General features: G+C 73.6%; 15 protein-coding genes. 12 read left to right on the plus strand and 3 right to left on the minus strand.

Going from position 1 to position 15,339, the window contains the following annotated elements:
- Nucleotides 1–12: 12 nt before the first annotated feature.
- Nucleotides 13–1,332 carry a 3-phosphoshikimate 1-carboxyvinyltransferase gene (gene aroA / locus ACIRPK_RS08300; RefSeq protein ID WP_403034744.1) on the minus strand — a complete coding sequence of 440 codons (1,320 nt, stop codon included), beginning with the start codon at nt 1,330–1,332 and terminating at the stop codon, nt 13–15.
- 230 nt (nt 1,333–1,562) lie between these two features.
- The gene (locus ACIRPK_RS08305) at nt 1,563–2,264 is read right to left on the minus strand and encodes a M50 family metallopeptidase (protein ID WP_403034747.1); all 702 of its coding nucleotides are present in this window, start codon (nt 2,262–2,264) and stop codon (nt 1,563–1,565) included.
- A 109-nt stretch (nt 2,265–2,373) separates the two neighbouring features.
- On the opposite strand from ACIRPK_RS08305, the gene ACIRPK_RS08310 reads away from it, so the two are divergent.
- From ACIRPK_RS08310 to ACIRPK_RS08365, 12 genes are all read left to right on the plus strand, one after another.
- Nucleotides 2,374–3,129, plus strand: coding sequence for an SOS response-associated peptidase (locus ACIRPK_RS08310; protein ID WP_403034750.1), 756 nt, complete (start codon nt 2,374–2,376; stop codon nt 3,127–3,129).
- A 9-nt stretch (nt 3,130–3,138) separates the two neighbouring features.
- Nucleotides 3,139–3,765: an alpha/beta family hydrolase gene (locus ACIRPK_RS08315; protein WP_403034752.1), complete on the plus strand. Its 627-nt coding sequence runs from the start codon at nt 3,139–3,141 to the stop codon at nt 3,763–3,765.
- Between the two features lie 264 nt (nt 3,766–4,029).
- Nucleotides 4,030–4,764, plus strand: coding sequence for a sigma-70 family RNA polymerase sigma factor (locus tag ACIRPK_RS08320; protein ID WP_403035139.1), 735 nt, complete (start codon nt 4,030–4,032; stop codon nt 4,762–4,764).
- Nucleotides 4,761–5,060, plus strand: coding sequence for a mycothiol system anti-sigma-R factor (gene rsrA / locus ACIRPK_RS08325; RefSeq protein WP_057227022.1), 300 nt, complete (start codon nt 4,761–4,763; stop codon nt 5,058–5,060). Before ACIRPK_RS08320 ends, rsrA begins: the two co-directional genes overlap by 4 nt.
- Before the next feature lie 162 nt (nt 5,061–5,222).
- Entirely contained in the window at nt 5,223–6,704 is a 1,482-nt protein-coding gene (locus ACIRPK_RS08330; protein WP_403034755.1) for an HD-GYP domain-containing protein, read from the plus strand.
- A complete protein-coding gene (locus tag ACIRPK_RS08335) occupies nt 6,701–7,987 on the plus strand; it encodes an HD-GYP domain-containing protein (RefSeq protein ID WP_403034757.1) in 1,287 nt (428 codons plus the stop codon). The genes ACIRPK_RS08330 and ACIRPK_RS08335 overlap by 4 nt, the downstream gene beginning before the upstream one ends.
- Before the next feature lie 139 nt (nt 7,988–8,126).
- Nucleotides 8,127–9,107: a tetratricopeptide repeat protein gene (locus tag ACIRPK_RS08340; RefSeq protein ID WP_403034760.1), complete on the plus strand. Its 981-nt coding sequence runs from the start codon at nt 8,127–8,129 to the stop codon at nt 9,105–9,107.
- A gap of 77 nt (nt 9,108–9,184) precedes the next feature.
- Nucleotides 9,185–9,829 (plus strand): peptide deformylase, encoded by a 645-nt coding sequence (gene def / locus ACIRPK_RS08345; RefSeq protein ID WP_403034763.1) that lies wholly within the window; start codon nt 9,185–9,187, stop codon nt 9,827–9,829.
- Nucleotides 9,830–10,010: 181 nt separating this feature from the next.
- Nucleotides 10,011–11,501, plus strand: a complete 1,491-nt coding sequence (locus tag ACIRPK_RS08350; protein WP_403034766.1) for an ABC transporter substrate-binding protein — start codon at nt 10,011–10,013, stop codon at nt 11,499–11,501.
- Between the two features lie 106 nt (nt 11,502–11,607).
- On the plus strand, nt 11,608–11,730 hold the full coding sequence (locus ACIRPK_RS08355) for a hypothetical protein (protein WP_403034768.1): 123 nt from the start codon (nt 11,608–11,610) through the stop codon (nt 11,728–11,730).
- Between the two features lie 85 nt (nt 11,731–11,815).
- Nucleotides 11,816–13,273: an aKG-HExxH-type peptide beta-hydroxylase gene (locus ACIRPK_RS08360; protein WP_403034770.1), complete on the plus strand. Its 1,458-nt coding sequence runs from the start codon at nt 11,816–11,818 to the stop codon at nt 13,271–13,273.
- Nucleotides 13,274–13,434: 161 nt separating this feature from the next.
- Nucleotides 13,435–14,256 carry a BTAD domain-containing putative transcriptional regulator gene (locus ACIRPK_RS08365; RefSeq protein WP_403034772.1) on the plus strand — a complete coding sequence of 274 codons (822 nt, stop codon included), beginning with the start codon at nt 13,435–13,437 and terminating at the stop codon, nt 14,254–14,256.
- Nucleotides 14,257–14,326: 70 nt separating this feature from the next.
- Here ACIRPK_RS08365 and ACIRPK_RS08370 read toward each other — a convergent pair whose 3' ends face one another.
- The gene (locus ACIRPK_RS08370; protein WP_403035142.1) at nt 14,327–15,322 is read right to left on the minus strand and encodes a ribonucleotide-diphosphate reductase subunit beta; all 996 of its coding nucleotides are present in this window, start codon (nt 15,320–15,322) and stop codon (nt 14,327–14,329) included.
- Nucleotides 15,323–15,339: the final 17 nt, after the last annotated feature.

A 15,339-nucleotide genomic window follows, 5' to 3' on the forward strand; every position in this document is an offset into this window, starting at 1 on the left:
CCCGACTCCCCGTCAGCCCTGGCCCAGCAGTTCGGCCCACATCTGCGGGAAGTCCGGGAGGGTCTTGGCGGTGGTCGCCACGTTCTCCACCTCGACCCCGGAGACGGCCAGGCCGATCACCGCGGCGGCGGTGGCCAGCCGGTGGTCCTCGTAGGTGTGGAAGACGCCGCCGTGCAGCGGGCGGGGGCGGATCCGGAGGCCGTCCGCGGTCTCGCTGACGTCGCCGCCGAGCTCGTTGATCTCCTTGGCCAGCGCGGCCAGCCGGTCGGTCTCGTGCAGCCGCAGGTGGGCGATGCCGTACAGGTGCGACTCGGAGTCGGCCAGGGCGGCCACCGCGGCGATCACCGGGGTCAGCTCGCCCACGTCGTGCAGGTCGGCCTCGATCCCGTGGATCTTGCCGGTGCCGGTGAACTCCAGCCCCTCGTCGGTCAGTCGGCAGCTGCCGCCCATCCGGGTGTACAGGTCGCGGAGCTGGTCGCCCGGCTGGTAGGTGTGCCTGGGCCAGTCCCGCACGGTGACCCGGCCGCCGGTGACCAGCGCGGCGGCGAAGAACGGCGCGGCGTTGGAGAGGTCCGGCTCGACCACCAGGTCCCGGCCGAGCAGCGCGCCCGGGGTGACCCGCCAGACGTCCTTCTCGCCGCCGTCCTCCGGCGCGTCCACCTGGACGCCGGCCTTGCGGAGCATGTCGACCGTCATCCGGATGTGCGGGAGGGAGGGGACGGAGCCGCCGACGTTCCGGATCTCCACCCCGTTGTTGTAGCGGGCGCCGGAGAGCAGCAGTGCGCTGACGAACTGTGAGGAGGAGGACGCGTCCAGCTCGACCGGGCCGCCGTCCAGGGCGCCGGTGCCGTGCACGGTGAGCGGGAAGCCGCCGCGACCGCCGTCGTCGATCCGGGCGCCGAGGGCGCGCAGGGCGTCGATCACGCCGTGCTGGGGCCGCTCGTGGCTGCGCGGGTCGCCGTCGAAGTGCACCGGGCCGTCGGCGAGGGCGGCCAGCGGGGGGAGGAAGCGCATCACGGTGCCCGCGTTGCCGACGTCCACCTGGGCCGGGCCGCGGAGCTGGCCGGCCGGGATGACCCGCCACGCCTCGCCGCCGCCGGTGCCGCCGCTGGCGTTGTTGACGGTCTCCTCGATGCCGACGCCCAGCGCCCGCAGGCCGTCGGCCATCAGCTGGGAGTCCCGGCTGCGGAGTGGCCGGCGGACCCAGCCCGGGCCGTCGGCCAGTGCGGCCAGCACCAGCGCACGGTTGGTCGCCGACTTCGATCCGGGGATGGTGACGGTGGCGTCGACGGCGCCGGTCGCAACGGGGGCGGGCCACAGGGCTTCGGTCATGGCCTCAGTCTAGGGGCCCTCGCTGTACGCACCGCTGGACGGCACTTGCCGCGCTCTTGGCAGGCGCTCAGCGGTCGACTGCCCAGGGGCCCGGGGAACCGCGAGGAGATCTGGCGCCGGGGTCGCGTACGAAACCCCCTGACCACTCCTGAAAGGATCACCTGTTCCGAGGCCGGCGTCGCAGTTCCCCGAGCCCCTGACCGTAGATGCCGAGCCATCTGCCGGAGGGTTCAGGCGAGGAGCCAGGTGCCGCCGAGGGCGAGGGAGGCGAGGGCGACCAGGAGGAAGAGGCCGACCCAGAAGAGGGGGCCGATCCGGGTGAGGCGGGCGAGCTGGTCGGCGTCGGTGCTGCGGGCACCCTCGCGGCGCCGCTTGCCCTGCAGCTCCAGCACCGGCCGGACGCCCGCGAGCAGCAGGAACCAGACGCCCACGTACGCGAAGCCGGCCTGGAGCTGGCTGCTGCCGTACCAGGAGATGAGGAAGAACGCGGCGCCGGTGACCACCACGGAGAGCAGGCCGAAGGCGTTCCGGATCATCACCAGCAGTCCGGCCAGCAGCACGATGGCGATCCAGAGCAACTGGGTGACGTGCTGCCCGGCCAGCAGGGCGGCCCCGCCGAGGCCGAGCAGGGACGGGGCGGTGTACCCGGCCGCCGCGGTGAGGATCATGCCGGGGCCGGTGGGCGGTCCGGAGGAGATGGTCAGGCCGGAGGTGTCGGAGTGCAGGCGGATGCCGGAGAGCCGACGGTTGGTCAGCAGCGCGACCAGTCCGTGGCCGCCCTCGTGGGCGATGGTCACCACGTTGCGGCTGAGCCGCCAGACCGGGTGCGGCAGGATCGCCACCAGGGCGACCGCCGCACTGCCGAGCACCAGCCAGTGCGGTGGCCCCGGCTGGGTGGCGGTGACGGTGTCCCACAGTCCCGCGAAGTCCATTCCGTACCTCCTCGCCGCGTTCGAACCAGCACCCTCCCATGCCAGGACGGCGGGAGGGAACCGCCCGGTTCTCCGGACCGGTCGGGAGGGCCGTGGCAAGCTGATCACCATGTGCGGACGTTTCGCCTCCACCACCGCGCCCCAGGACCTGGTCGAGGTCTTCGGGGTCGAGCAGTGGGACCCGACCGAGACCCTGGCGCCGAGCTGGAACGTGGCGCCGACCGACCCGGCCTTCGTGGTGCTCGACCGGGTGCCGAAGGGCGGCGGGGCGCCGGTCCGGCAGCTGCGGGTGCTGCGCTGGGGGCTGGTGCCGGCCTGGTCGAAGTCGCCGGAGAGCGCGGTGAAGATGATCAACGCCCGGGCGGACACCGTGCACGAGAAGCCCTCCTACCGACAGGCGTTCGCGTCCCGGCGCTGCCTGCTGCCGGTGGACGGCTACTACGAGTGGGAGACCATACCCGGGGAGAAGGGCAAGCCGCGCAAGCAGCCGTACTTCGTGCACCGGGCCGACGGCACCGCCCTGGCCCTGGCCGGGCTGTACGAGTTCTGGCGGGACCGCCGCCTCCCGGCCGAGCACCCCGACGCGTGGCTGGTCACCTGCACGGTGGTCACCACCGACGCCGAGCCCGCGCTGGCCCCGATCCACCACCGGATGCCGCTGTTCCTCGACCCGTCGGCCTTCGACGCCTGGCTCGACCCGGCGGCGGCCGACCCGGACGAGCTGCGCGGCCTGCTGGTCCCGCCGCCGCCCGGTGCGCTGCTGGCCCGGCCGATCGGCCCGGCGGTCGGCAACATCCGCAACAACAGCCCTGCCCTGCTGCGCCCGCTCAGCGAGATCGAGCCGGACGACAGCACCCTCTTCTGACGGAGCGCCATGCTTGTCCCCACCCCGGTCGGCGACGCCCGGATCACCCGTTTTCCCGCCGACGGAGCGGCCCGGGCCCTGCTGGCGCTCGGTCACGGCGCGGGCGGCGGGGTCGACGCCCGCGACCTGCAGGCGCTGGCCGCCGTGCTGCCCGCGCGCGGGATCACCGTGGCGCTGGTCGAGCAGCCCTGGCGGGTGGCCGGGAAGAAGATCGGTCCGGCCCCGAAGACGCTGGACGCGGCCTGGCTGCCGGTGCTGGCCGAACTGGCCCGTCCGGGGCTCCCGTTGGTGGCCGGCGGCCGCAGTGCGGGGGCCCGGGTGGCCTGCCGGACGGCCGGGCAGGTCGGCGCCGTCGGCGTGCTCGCGCTCGCCTTCCCGCTGCACCCGCCGGGCCGGCCGGAGCGCAGCCGGGCGGAGGAACTGCTCGGCACCGGTTGCCCGACCCTGGTGGTGCAGGCCGGGCAGGACACGTTCGGCACCCCCGAGGAGTTCCCCGAACTCCCGGCCGGCCACCGCCTGGTGGCGGTCCCGTACGGCAACCACGGCTTCGCGGTGCCCAAGCGGGCCCCGCTGGACCAGGACGCGGCGCTGGAGCTGATCACCACGGCGGTCGGTGACTGGGTCCTCGGGCTCTGACCGGACCTTCCACCCACCGGAGGGTCCCGCCCGGGAATGCCTCGCCGCCCGGCCAGGTTTACACCTGACGTCAGCAAGGTGACCGGTAGGAAGGCAGGGCAGATGGGTTCGATCGCGTGCCCCGAACGGCCGGACGAGCGGGCGGCGGCCAACGCCGCGGTGCCCGACTGGTCCGAGTGGCTGGTCGCGGGCGAGAAGCCCGTCAGCCCGATATCCTCGCTGTCGGGTCGGCCCACTCAGGTGCCGGCTCGTGAAGCCGAGGAGGTGGGTCCGGTCGTCGGAGCGGAGCACGAGGCCGAGCCGGTCGAGACGGAGCCGGGCAGCAGCGAGATGCTGACCGGCGACGAGCTGGCCGAGGCGATCGGTGAGGACACCTTCCGGGTGTCGGCCGACGAGACCGAGGACGCCAGGCGCGACCGCTTCGAGCGGGACGCCCTGGGCTACCTGGACCAGATGTACTCGGCCGCACTGCGGATGACCCGCAATCCGGCCGATGCCGAGGACCTGCTCCAGGAGGCCTTCGCCAAGGCGTACGCCTCGTTCCACCAGTTCCGCGAGGGCACCAACCTCAAGGCCTGGCTGTACCGGATTCTGACCAACACCTTCATCAACTCGTACCGGAAGAAGCAGCGGGAGCCCCAGCGCACCGCCGCCGAGGAGATCGAGGACTGGCAGCTGGCCCGCGCCGAGTCGCACATGTCGACCGGCCTGCGGTCGGCCGAGACCCAGGCGCTCGACCACCTGCCGGACAGCGACGTGAAGGACGCCCTGCAGGCGATCCCGGAGGAGTTCCGCATCGCGGTCTATCTGGCGGACGTCGAGGGCTTTGCGTACAAGGAGATCGCGGACATCATGGGTACTCCCATCGGCACGGTGATGTCCCGACTGCACCGTGGCCGCCGTCAGCTGCGCGGCATGCTGGAGGACTACGCCCGTGAGCGCGGGCTCGTCCCGGCCGGCAGCGGGGCAGGGCAGGAAGCGAAGGGCTCGGGCTCATGAGCTGCGGCGATCCGCACGACACCGACTGTGGAGAGGTGCTCGACCACCTCTACGAGCTGCTCGACAACGAGATGGCCGAGGGTGACTGCGCCAAGCTGAAGGTGCACTTCGAGGAGTGCTCCCCGTGCCTGGCGGAGTACGGCCTGGAGCAGGCGATCAAGGCGCTGGTGAAGCGCTCCTGCAGCAGCGAGCACTCCCCGGCCGACCTGCGCGGCAAGGTGCTGGCCCGGATCGACTCGATCCGGGCGGGGCAGCGGGCCGGCGAGTCGCTGACGGTGGCCGAGGCCGCCGAGTAGGTCCCTCCGGCGGTCGGCGGGGCCGGCCTCCGGGCTGGTTCGTCGTCCGCCGGTCCTCACTCGTTCGGGTGAGTTGACACTGCGCCGACCGGGGCATTCCGTGATCGGGCGTCCGCTTCGCCGGGCCGGGCCCTATTCTCCTGACGAGCACTCAGCCCTTGGGTGCCCGAGGGGAACTGCGGCCGTGGCGGGGAGGCGGAGATCGCTGACGAGGACCAGGGCCCGGCGCTGCCGGGAGCGGCGCTGCGGTACGGCGCCGTGGTGCTGCTGGGCGCGCTCGGCGCCCTGTTGCCGCTGGTGCTGCCCGGCCCCGACTGGCTGACCGGTCCGGTGGACTGGCCCCGGGTCGGGCTGCTGGCCGTGCTGAACGTCTGCTGGGGCGCGCTGGCCCAGGGCGGTCCGACCCCGTGCCTGCGGCTGCTGCGGGCGGCGCTGGGCGGTCGGCAGCGGCCGGCCGCGCCGCCACCGGCCCCGGAGCGGGCCGGGCCCGCGTTCCTGCCGGTGCTGTTCGCCGGGGTGCTGATGCTGCCGCCCGCCGCCGCCGCACTGGTCGCGCTGCCCGCCGCGCTGACCGCTCCGGCCGTCGCGCACCGGGCCGCCCGCCGGGTTTGGAACGCCGCCCAGCTCGCGCTGTCCGCGTTCGCCGCCGCCGTGCTGTTCCGGCTGCTGCCCGGGCCCGAGCTGCTGCTCGGCTCGCGCTTCCCGGTCGCCGTGCTGCCCGCGCTGGCGGCGGTGCTGGCGTTCTGCCTGGTCAACTCCGCCCTGGTGGGCGCGATGCGGCGGCTGGCCGACCCCGGCCGGCCGGGCGTCCCGCTGGCCGGTGCGGTGCTGCCCGCCCTGCTGCACGGGGCCGGCGGGCTGATGGTCGCGGTGCTCTGGCAGGGCCCGTACGGCGCCTTCGCCGCGGTGCTGGCGCTGCTGCCGTTCTCCATCTCGGCCTGGGTCTCCGCGCAGGGGCACCGGGAGCGGACGGCCCATCAGGCCACCGTCCAGGCGCTGGTCCAGGCGGTGGAGATCAAGGACGCGTACACCCGGGGGCACAGCGAGCGGGTCGGCCGGGCCGCCGTACTGATCGCCCGTCAGCTCGGCATGGCGGAGGACCGGCTGCGCACCCTGCACTTCGCGGGCACCCTGCACGACGTGGGCAAACTCGGGGTGGCCACTGAGCTGCTGCGGCGGAACGGGCCGCTGACCGAGGCCGAGCGGCGGGCGGTCGAGGTGCACCCGGTGTTCGGGTTCGAGCTGGTCCGTGGCATCGACTTCCTCGGCGAGGCCAGGGACGGCATCCTGCACCACCACGAGCGGCTGGACGGGCGCGGCTACCCGAAGGGGCTGGCGGGGGAGCGGATCCCGGAGTTCGCCCGGATCATCTCGGTCGCGGACGCCTTCGACTCGATGACCTCCACCCGGTCCTACCGGCGGGGCCGACCGGTGGCCGAGGCGGTGACCGAGCTGCAGCGGTGCGCGGGCAGCCAGTTCGACCCGGCGATGGTCCGGGCGCTGGTCGAGGCGGTCCGGCTGCACGGCTGGGAGCCCGCGCTGCCGCCGCCCGGCGGCTGGGCCGGCGAGGTCCCGGACATCCCGCTCGGGGTGCCCGAACCGGCCCGGCGACCGGCCGGCGACCTGCTGCCGGGTGCGCCGTGACCACGGCGCTCCGGGCCACCGCAGCCCTGCTCCTGCTGCTGGCCTGCGCCGACGCGCTCTCGCACGGCATCTCCGCCCCGCTGGTGGCGGCCGCCTTCGCGGCGGTGATCGCGGTCGGCGAGCGGGTCCGGGTCACCCTCCCGGGCGACCGCGAGCAGGCCCCGATCGGCACCGCCGTCGCGCTGGCGTACGCGCTGCTCGGCCCGTTGCACGGGCTGCCCACCACGCACGGGGTCGCGCAGGTGGTGGCGGTGGCCGGGATCGGCACGCTGGCCGGGCTGGCACCGCTGCGCGGGCAGCGCAGGCACCGGCACCGGCGGTGCGGGCCGGAGCCGGGGCGGCTGGACGGAGCGGTCCGGCGGCTGCTCACGGTGGGCTTCGCGGCGCTGCTGTTCCAGCCGCTCTACAACAGCGGCGCGCTGGACCTGCTGCCGCCGGCCGGGCCGATGTACGGGGCCTTCCTGACCGGGGTGGCGGCGTTGGCGGCGCTCTGCGACGCGACCCTGGCGGCGGTCCAGCGGCGGGCCAGGACGGGCCTGCGGTTCGCCGCCGCGCTGGAGGACGAACTGCGCTCGCTGCTCGGGATCGGCTCGGCGATCGTCGCCACCGGGATGCTGATCAGCCTGCTGGCGGGGGAGGTGGGGCTGTGGGCGCTACCGCTGTTCTGCGCCCCGCTGCTGCTGGCGCAGGCCGCGTTCCGGCGGGCGGCGGCGGTCCGGGCCACCACCGGGCAGACCATCGAGACGCTGGCCAGGGCCACCGAGGTGGCCGGCTACACCCCGCCGGGCCACGCCCGCCGGGTGGCCGACACCGCCTGCGCGCTCGGCCGCGAGCTGGGGCTCGGCAGCCGGGATCTCGCCCTGCTGGAGTACGCCGCGCTGATGCACGACATCGGCCAGCTCTCGCTGGTGGAGCCGGTGCCGGACGGGGCCACCGCCCTGTTGCCCCAGCCGGAGCAGCAGCGGATCGCCCGGCTCGGCAGCGAGGTGATCAGCCGGACCGGGGTGCCCCGGCAGGTGGCCGGACAGGTGGCCAGACTGGCCGATCCCTGCCAGGGTCCGGACGGCGGCGCCGACCGGACCCTGCCACTGGCGGCCCGGATCATCCGGGTGGCGAACGCTTTTGACGACCTGTCGGCCGCCGCCCGCCGCCGGGGCCTGACCGAACCGGCCGGGCGGCAGGAGGTGTTCGAACTGCTCCGGGCCGAGCGCGGCCGGCTCTACGACGCCCGGGTGGTCGACGCACTGGCCCGATCCGCCACGGTCGTCGGCCGGCCCGACTGAACCCGGTCGGTCCCGGGTGCGAGGAGCGCGGCCGACGGGCGGCGTGGTTGGATGCCGTCATAGCGTGGAAAAGCCGGGGAAGAGGCCCCCGGCGGACCGGGTAGGGCACACCGGCGGACGACTACGGCAGGGACGGAACGTGAGGATCTTCCACCGCACACGACACCGCCCGTCGGCGACCTGGCGGCAGACCACCGACCGGGCGTTCACCCTGATCGGTGACGGCCGCTACGAGGACGCCGGGCCGCTGCTGGTGATGGCCGCCGACCTGGAGCCCTGGCTGTCCGACTCCTGGTTCAACCTCGCCCTGCTGCACAAGTTCCGCCGGGACTGGGACCAGGCCAGAGCCGCCGGTCTGCGGGCGGTCGCGCTGCTGGACCGCGAGCAGGGCGCGCCGGACTGGTGGAACCTCGGCATCACCGCGACGGCCCTGCAGGACTGGCCGCTGGCCCGGCGGGCCTGGCAGGCGTACGGCCTGCGGCTGCCCGGTGGGGCCCAGGACGGCACCGTCCAGCTCGACCTGGGCACCACGCCGGTGCGGCTCTCCCCGGAGGGCGAGGCCGAGGTGGTCTGGGGCCGGCGGCTGGACCCGGCCCGGATCGAGGTGCTGTCCATCCCGCTGCCCTCCTCGGGCCGCCGCTGGGGCGAGGTGGTGCTGCACGACGGCGCCCCGCACGGCGAGCGGGTCGCGGACGGGGTGGCGTACCCGGTCTTCGACGAGATCGAGCTCTGGGCGCCCTCCCCGGTGCCGACCTACGTGGTGCTGCTGCAGGCGGCCACCGCCGCCGACCGCGACGCGCTGGAGCGGCTGGTGGCCGACGCGGGGTACGCGGCCGAGGACTGGACCTCCTCGGTCCGGCTGCTCTGCCGGGCCTGCTCCGAGAGCCGGATGGCGGCGGACGACGGCCGGACGGTGCACCACGACCCGCACGACGACGGTGACGCCGCCCACCCGGGCCACCTCAGCCACCTGAGCCAGGCGGGCTCCGGGCTGTCCTGGCTGGCCGAGCGGGAGTGCGGGATCGCCGCCCCGGCCCGGCTGGTCGGCTCGCTGCTGGACCGCTGGGTGGCCGCCTCGCCCGCCACCCGGGCCTACCGGGACCTCGAAGAGGTCTGCTGAGTAAGGGCCGGTGCGCCACCGGGCGCCGTACTCTTTACCCGGTAGATCTCCGGCAGACCCAGAAAGCGGAAGCAACGATGGCGGATCAGCACGACCACGCGCACGACCACGACCACCCGCACGACCACGCGCACGAGGAGTCCGCGGAGCCGAAGGTGGTCGGTGAGCTGCCCGACCTCGACAAGGGCACCGCCCGCCCGATCACCGTGGTCGGCAACCCCGTGCTGCACCGGGAGAACCGGACGGTCACCGCGTTCGACGCCGAGCTGGCCGCGCTGATCGACGACATGTTCGTCTCGATGTACGCGGCCGAGGGCGTCGGTCTGGCGGCCAACCAGATCGGCGTGGACGCCAAGGTGTTCGTCTACGACTGCCCGGACGACGACGGTGTCCGGCACGTCGGCCACGTGGTCAACCCGGTGCTGGTGGACCTGCCGGCCGGGCAGCGGCAGCTGGACGACTCCCCGGAGGGCTGCCTCTCGGTGCCCACCGCCTACATGGAGCTGGCCCGCCCGGACTACGCGATCGTCACCGGCCAGGACAAGGACGGCAACCCGATCCGGGTCGAGGGCAACGGCTTCTTCGCGCGCTGCCTCCAGCACGAGACCGACCACCTGTACGGGTACCTGTACATCGACCGGCTCTCCAAGCGGGACCGCAAGGACGCGCTGCGGCAGATGGCCGAGGGCACGCCCAAGTACGCCACGGTCGCCAACGACTGATCGACCGTCAGGGTCGGCCCCGGGCTCCCGCCCGGAGCCGGCCCTTTCGCGTTCTCCCGGTGCGGCCGACCTGACTGGGTCGGAGTCCGATGCTGGCGGCTCGGGGCGCCGTTCTGCTGGACTCGGTCGGCGCAGGCTCGGCGACCGTGCGCGCGCCAAGAACCGAGGGGATTTCACACCGATGAACATCATCAGCTGGAACGGCACCGAACCGGAGAACCCGCTGGTGCCCGGCGACGCGACCGAGCGCGACAGCGTGAAGGTCGTCAACGCGCTGTTCACCGGTCTGGTCGAGTACGACCCGAACACGGCCGAACCCCGCAGGGCGGTGGCGAGGTCGATCGACTCGGCCGACTCCCGGGTCTACCGGATCACCCTGCACCCGGGGTGGACCTTCCACGACGGGAGCCCGGTGACCGCCGGCAGCTTCGTCGACGCCTGGAACCACACCACCTACGGCCCGAACCGGCTACAGGGCGCCGAGTACCTCTCCCACATCCAGGGCTACGAGGCGAACCAGAGCGGGGAGACGACGGAGCTGGCGGGGCTGAAGGTGATCGGCGACAGCACCTTCGAGGTGACCCTGTCGGCCCCGTTCTCGGCCTTCGTCACCCAGCTCGGCTACACGGCGTTCTTCCCGCTGCCGCGCAGCTTCTTCGCCGACCCGAAGGCGTTCGAGGCGCACCCGATCGGCAACGGCCCGTTCCGCTTCGAGTCGCACGCGCCCGGCGAGCACATCCTGCTGAGCCGCTACGACGCCTACGCCGGGGACCGCAAGCCTCGGGTGGACGGGGTGGAGTTCCGGTTCTACCGCCGGCTGGAGGACGCCTACGCGGACGTGGTGGCGAACAGGCTCGACTACCTCGACTTCGTCCCGGCGGACGCGCTCGACGGCGGCCGGTACAAGGTGGAGCTGGCCGGGCGCTACGTGGCCAAGCCGTACATGGGCGTGCAGTCGATCTCGTTCCCGATGTGGGACCCGCGGTTCGCCGACCCGCGGCTGCGGCAGGCGCTCTCGATGGCCATCGACCGGCAGTACGTGATCGACACCGCCTTCGACGGCGACAAGATGCTCCCGGACGGCCTGGTGCCGCCGATCGTGCCCGGGTACGGCGGCGGTGCCGGTGGCGACCTGTGCAGCTACCAGCCGGAGAAGGCGAAGGCGCTGTTCGAGACCACCGGTTTCGAGGGGCCGATCGAGCTGACCTCCAACGACGACTCGGCCAACCAGGTGTGGATCGACGCGGCCTGCCGCACCATCACGGCGGCGCTGGGCGTCGAGGCCAGGTACGCACCGGTGCCGACGTTCGGTGAGTTCCGCAAGCTGATCAACGAGCAGAAGGTCAGCACCGTCTTCCGGTCCGGCTGGGTCGCCGACTACCCGTCGATCGAGAACTTCCTCAACCCGATCTTCCGCACCGGTGCGGCGGTGAACGGGTCCGGCTACTCCAACCCGGCGGTGGACGCGCTGCTGGCCGAGGCGGACGCGGCGCCCTCGGAGCAGGAGGGCTGGGAGCTCTACCGGCAGGCGGAGAAGATGATCATCCAGGACATGCCCGCCATCCCGCTCTGGTACCAGAAGGTGGAGTCGGGCTGGTCCACCCGGACCGGGAACGTCACCGTCACCCCGCTGCTCCAGCTGGACCTGTTCGACGTGACGCTGGAGAGCTGACGGCGGAGCCCTCCCCGGCCGGCCGGCGAGAGCGCCACCACACCGACGCCACACCGGAGTTGCCTAGATTCGGTAGTGCCCCGTCAGCTGAGTGGAAGGAGACGCCATGCCGTCCCAGACCGTGGAACTGCCGAACATCCGGGTGACCGCCGAGTCGGTGCCGAGCATCACCACCGACGCGCCGTACGAGCGCGAGTGGCTCCCGTCGCTCATCGCACCGATGAAGTAGCAACCGACGGCGGGCCGTTCACCGGAGAGCCCGGTGGACGGCCCGTCGTCGCTCCCGATCCACCGACCCAGCCCTGGGGTGAACCTTGTCGCCGTCCTACTCGCAGATCGACCGACTGCTCGGCACCGACCCGCAGTTCGGGGATCCCGGGGCCATCGAGGCCCGGAACATCGCCCGCTACCGGCTGGGTCTGACGGTGCTGGCCCGGGACTTCCCCGAGGCGGCCGAACGGTTCGAGCGGCTGGCGAAGGAGGAGGACGCGGGGCTCCGCCCGTTCCTCTACGACCCGGTGCTGCGGAACGCCTTCGAGAACGACCTGGTCGCGCTGGAGCGGCACCGGCCGGGCCCGAGCGAGTTCGCCCGGCAGCTGACCCAGGCGGACCTGGACGCCGGTGACGGGCTCGGCCCGACCGAGCGGCTGATGGACCCGCGCCACCGGCCGTGGGCCGGCCGAGGGGTCGGCTGGGTGTGGACCGAGGTCCGCCCCGAGCTGGCCGAACTGCCGCTCGCGGTACGGCTGGAGGAGCTCAAGCAGGGCAGCTTCACCGACCTGCGCGGCGCCCGCCGGATCGCTCCGGGGCAGGCCCAGCTGGCCGGGCTGGCCCGGGGCGCGGAGCTGCTGGCCGAGCTGCTGCCGTACGCGGGGGCCGGGGTCTTCCCGCACGTCTCGCTGGTCGGTCTGGCCCAAGGGGCTGCCGACGACGGCGAGTTGCACTCGTTCTCGGGCGGCGACCCGCTGCCCTCGGCGCTGTTCGTCGCGCCGGAGCACCTCGACGACCCGTGGATGACCGCCGAGATCCTGCTGCACGAGGGGCTGCACCTCAAGCAGTTCGACCTGCTGCGGACCGGCGCGATGGTCGCCGACCCCGGCCACCTGGTGGAGATCCCCTGGCGGTCCGCCCCGTGGACGCTGACCCGGGTGCTGGCCGGCCTGCACGTCTACAGCCACCTGGTGCTGTTCTTCGCGGCCGCCGCCGAGGCCCCCGCCGAGCTGGTGGAGCGCTTCGGCGCGCCGCCGGCCACCGAGGGCGTGGGGGCGCCCACGCCGGGCAGCCGGGCCGACCGGGAGGGCGGGTACGACACCAGTGCCGAGCGGGCCGGCTACCTCGGCCGGCAGGCCCTGGAGGTGCACGGCGAGGCGCTCACCCCGGCCGGCCGGCGGTTCGTCCGCTGGCTGCTGGACGCGGTGGCGCCGCTCGCCCCGGCCGTCCGGGTGACCGTCCCCGAGCCGGCCGCCGCCGCCGCGCCCGGCGCGGTGCAGCGACCCGCGCTCGACCCGCGCGGCTACCGGAAGGCCGAGCCGGTGACCGTCTGCCCGCTGCCGGACCAGCACCAACTGCTGGCCTACTCCCCGGAGGCGGCGCGGTTCCACTGGCTGAACGAGCACGCCTGGCTGATCTACGCGCTGTGCGACGGCGGTACGCCCGAGGAGATCGAGGCGGCCTACACCCGGCGGGGCGGCGGCGGTCCGGACGACGCCCGGTTCGCGCTCGGGATCGCCGGGCTGACCGCTGCCGGACTGGTGGAGCCGGTCACCGACTGAGCCGGTCGGCCGGCCGGAGTGTCCGGGCGTTGAGGCGCCCAGGCGCCGAGGTGACACACCGGACGCGGGCGGGCCCGGTGGCCGGGCATGCTGGGCGGAGCGTGCCAGGGAGTCCAGACCTCCCGGCCCGGTATCGCTGCCTTCCGGTGGAGGTTCGCTGAATGTCCGTCATGTCCCCGCCCTCGCCCCGGCTCCTCGCCCCGCCCGGGCCGACCGGCGCCGAGCCGTCCGGCGGCACCCGGTTCGGTCTGCTCGGACCGCTCCAACTCCGCTGCGACGAACGGGAGATCGAGCTGTCGGCGGCCAAGCAGCGGGCGCTGCTGGCGCTGCTGGCGATCAACGTCAACCGGCCGGTCCAGGTGGACCGGATCATCGCCGAGCTGTGGCAGGCCGACGAGCCCGAGAGCGCCCGGAAGACCCTGCAGGGGTACGTCTGGCGGCTGCGCGGCCTGCTCGGCAAGGGGGCGGTGCGGACCACCGGCAGCGCGTACACCCTGCTGACCGAGGCCGGTTCGATCGACGCGGTGCGGTTCGAGACGCTGGCGGAGTCCGGCCGGGCGGCGCTCCGTACCGGCGACCACGGGCAGGCCGGCCGGCTGCTGCGCGGTGCGCTGGAGCTCTGGCGCGGTCCGGCGCTGGTCGACGTGCCGCTCGGGCCGAGCGTGTTCGGGTACGTGAGCCGGCTGGAGGAGGCCAGGGTGCTGGCCGCCGAGGGCCTGGTCGACGCGGAGCTGGCGCTGGGCCGGCACGCCGAGGTGCTGCCCGGGCTGCGCGGGCTGGTGGCGGAGCACCCGCTCCGGGAGCGGCTGCGGGCGCAGCTGATGCTGGCGCTGCTGCGCGACGGGCGGCAGGCCGAGGCGCTGGCCGCGTACGGCGAGCTGCGGGACCTGCTGATCGAGGACCAGGGGCTGGACCCGGGCCGGGCGGTGACCGAGCTGCACCGGCGGATCCTGGCGGGGGACCCGACGCTGCACCTCGGCTGAGGCCGGTCCGCCCGGGGACACGCCGGAGGGGCGCGGGGTTCTCCCCGCGCCCCTCCGGTGGTTTCGCGGCCTAGAAGTCGTCGTCGAAGGCGACCGAGCCCTCGACGGCGGTCTGGTAGGCGCTGACCCGGCGCTCGAAGAAGTTGGTCAGCTCCTGCACGTTCTGCAGCTCCATGAAGCCGAACGGGTTGCTGGAGCCGTACCGGATCGGCAGGCCGAGGCGGGCCAGCCGCTGGTCGGCGACCGCCTGCAGGTACTCCCGCATCGAGGCGGTGTTCATCCCCGGCAGGCCCTCGCCGCAGAGGTCCTCGGCGAACTGGAGCTCGGCCTCGACGGCCTCCTCCAGCATCGCGGTGACCTGCTTGGCCATCTCCTCGTCGAACAGGTCGGGCTCCTCGGCCCGGACGGTGTCCACCACCGAGAAGGCGAAGTCCATGTGCATGGACTCGTCCCGGAACACCCAGTTGGTGCCGGTGGCCAGACCGTGCAGCAGGCCCCGGGACCGGAACCAGTACACGTACGCGAAGGCGCCGTAGAAGAACAGGCCCTCGACGCAGGCCGCGAAGCAGATCAGGTTGAGCAGGAAGGCCCGCCGGTCGTCCTTGCTCCGCAGCGAGTCGAGGTGATCGACCGCGTTCATGTACTTGAAGCAGAACTGCGCCTTCTGGTGGATGGAGGGGATGTTCTCCACCGCGTCGAAGGCCGCCGCCCGGTCCTCGGGATCGGGCAGGTAGGTGTCGAGCAGCGTCAGGTAGAACTGGACGTGCACGGCCTCCTCGAACAGCTGCCGGGACAGGTAGAGCCTGGCCTCGGGCGAGTTGATGTGCTTGTAGAGGCTCAGCACCACGTTGTTCGAGACGATCGAGTCACCGGTGGCGAAGAAGGCGACCAGGCGGCCGATCATGTGCCGCTCGCCCTCGCTGAGCTTGGCGAGGTCGGCGACGTCGGAGTGCAGGTCCACCTCCTCGACGGTCCAGGTGTTCTTGATCGCGTCGCGGTACTTGTCGTAGAACGACGGGTACCGCATCGGACGGAGCGTCAGCTCGAAGCCCGGGTCGAGCAGCATCTTCTCGCGGTCGGTGG

This window comes from Kitasatospora sp. NPDC101801, from assembly GCF_044766665.1.
Taxonomy (GTDB): Bacteria; Actinomycetota; Actinomycetes; order Streptomycetales; family Streptomycetaceae; genus Kitasatospora.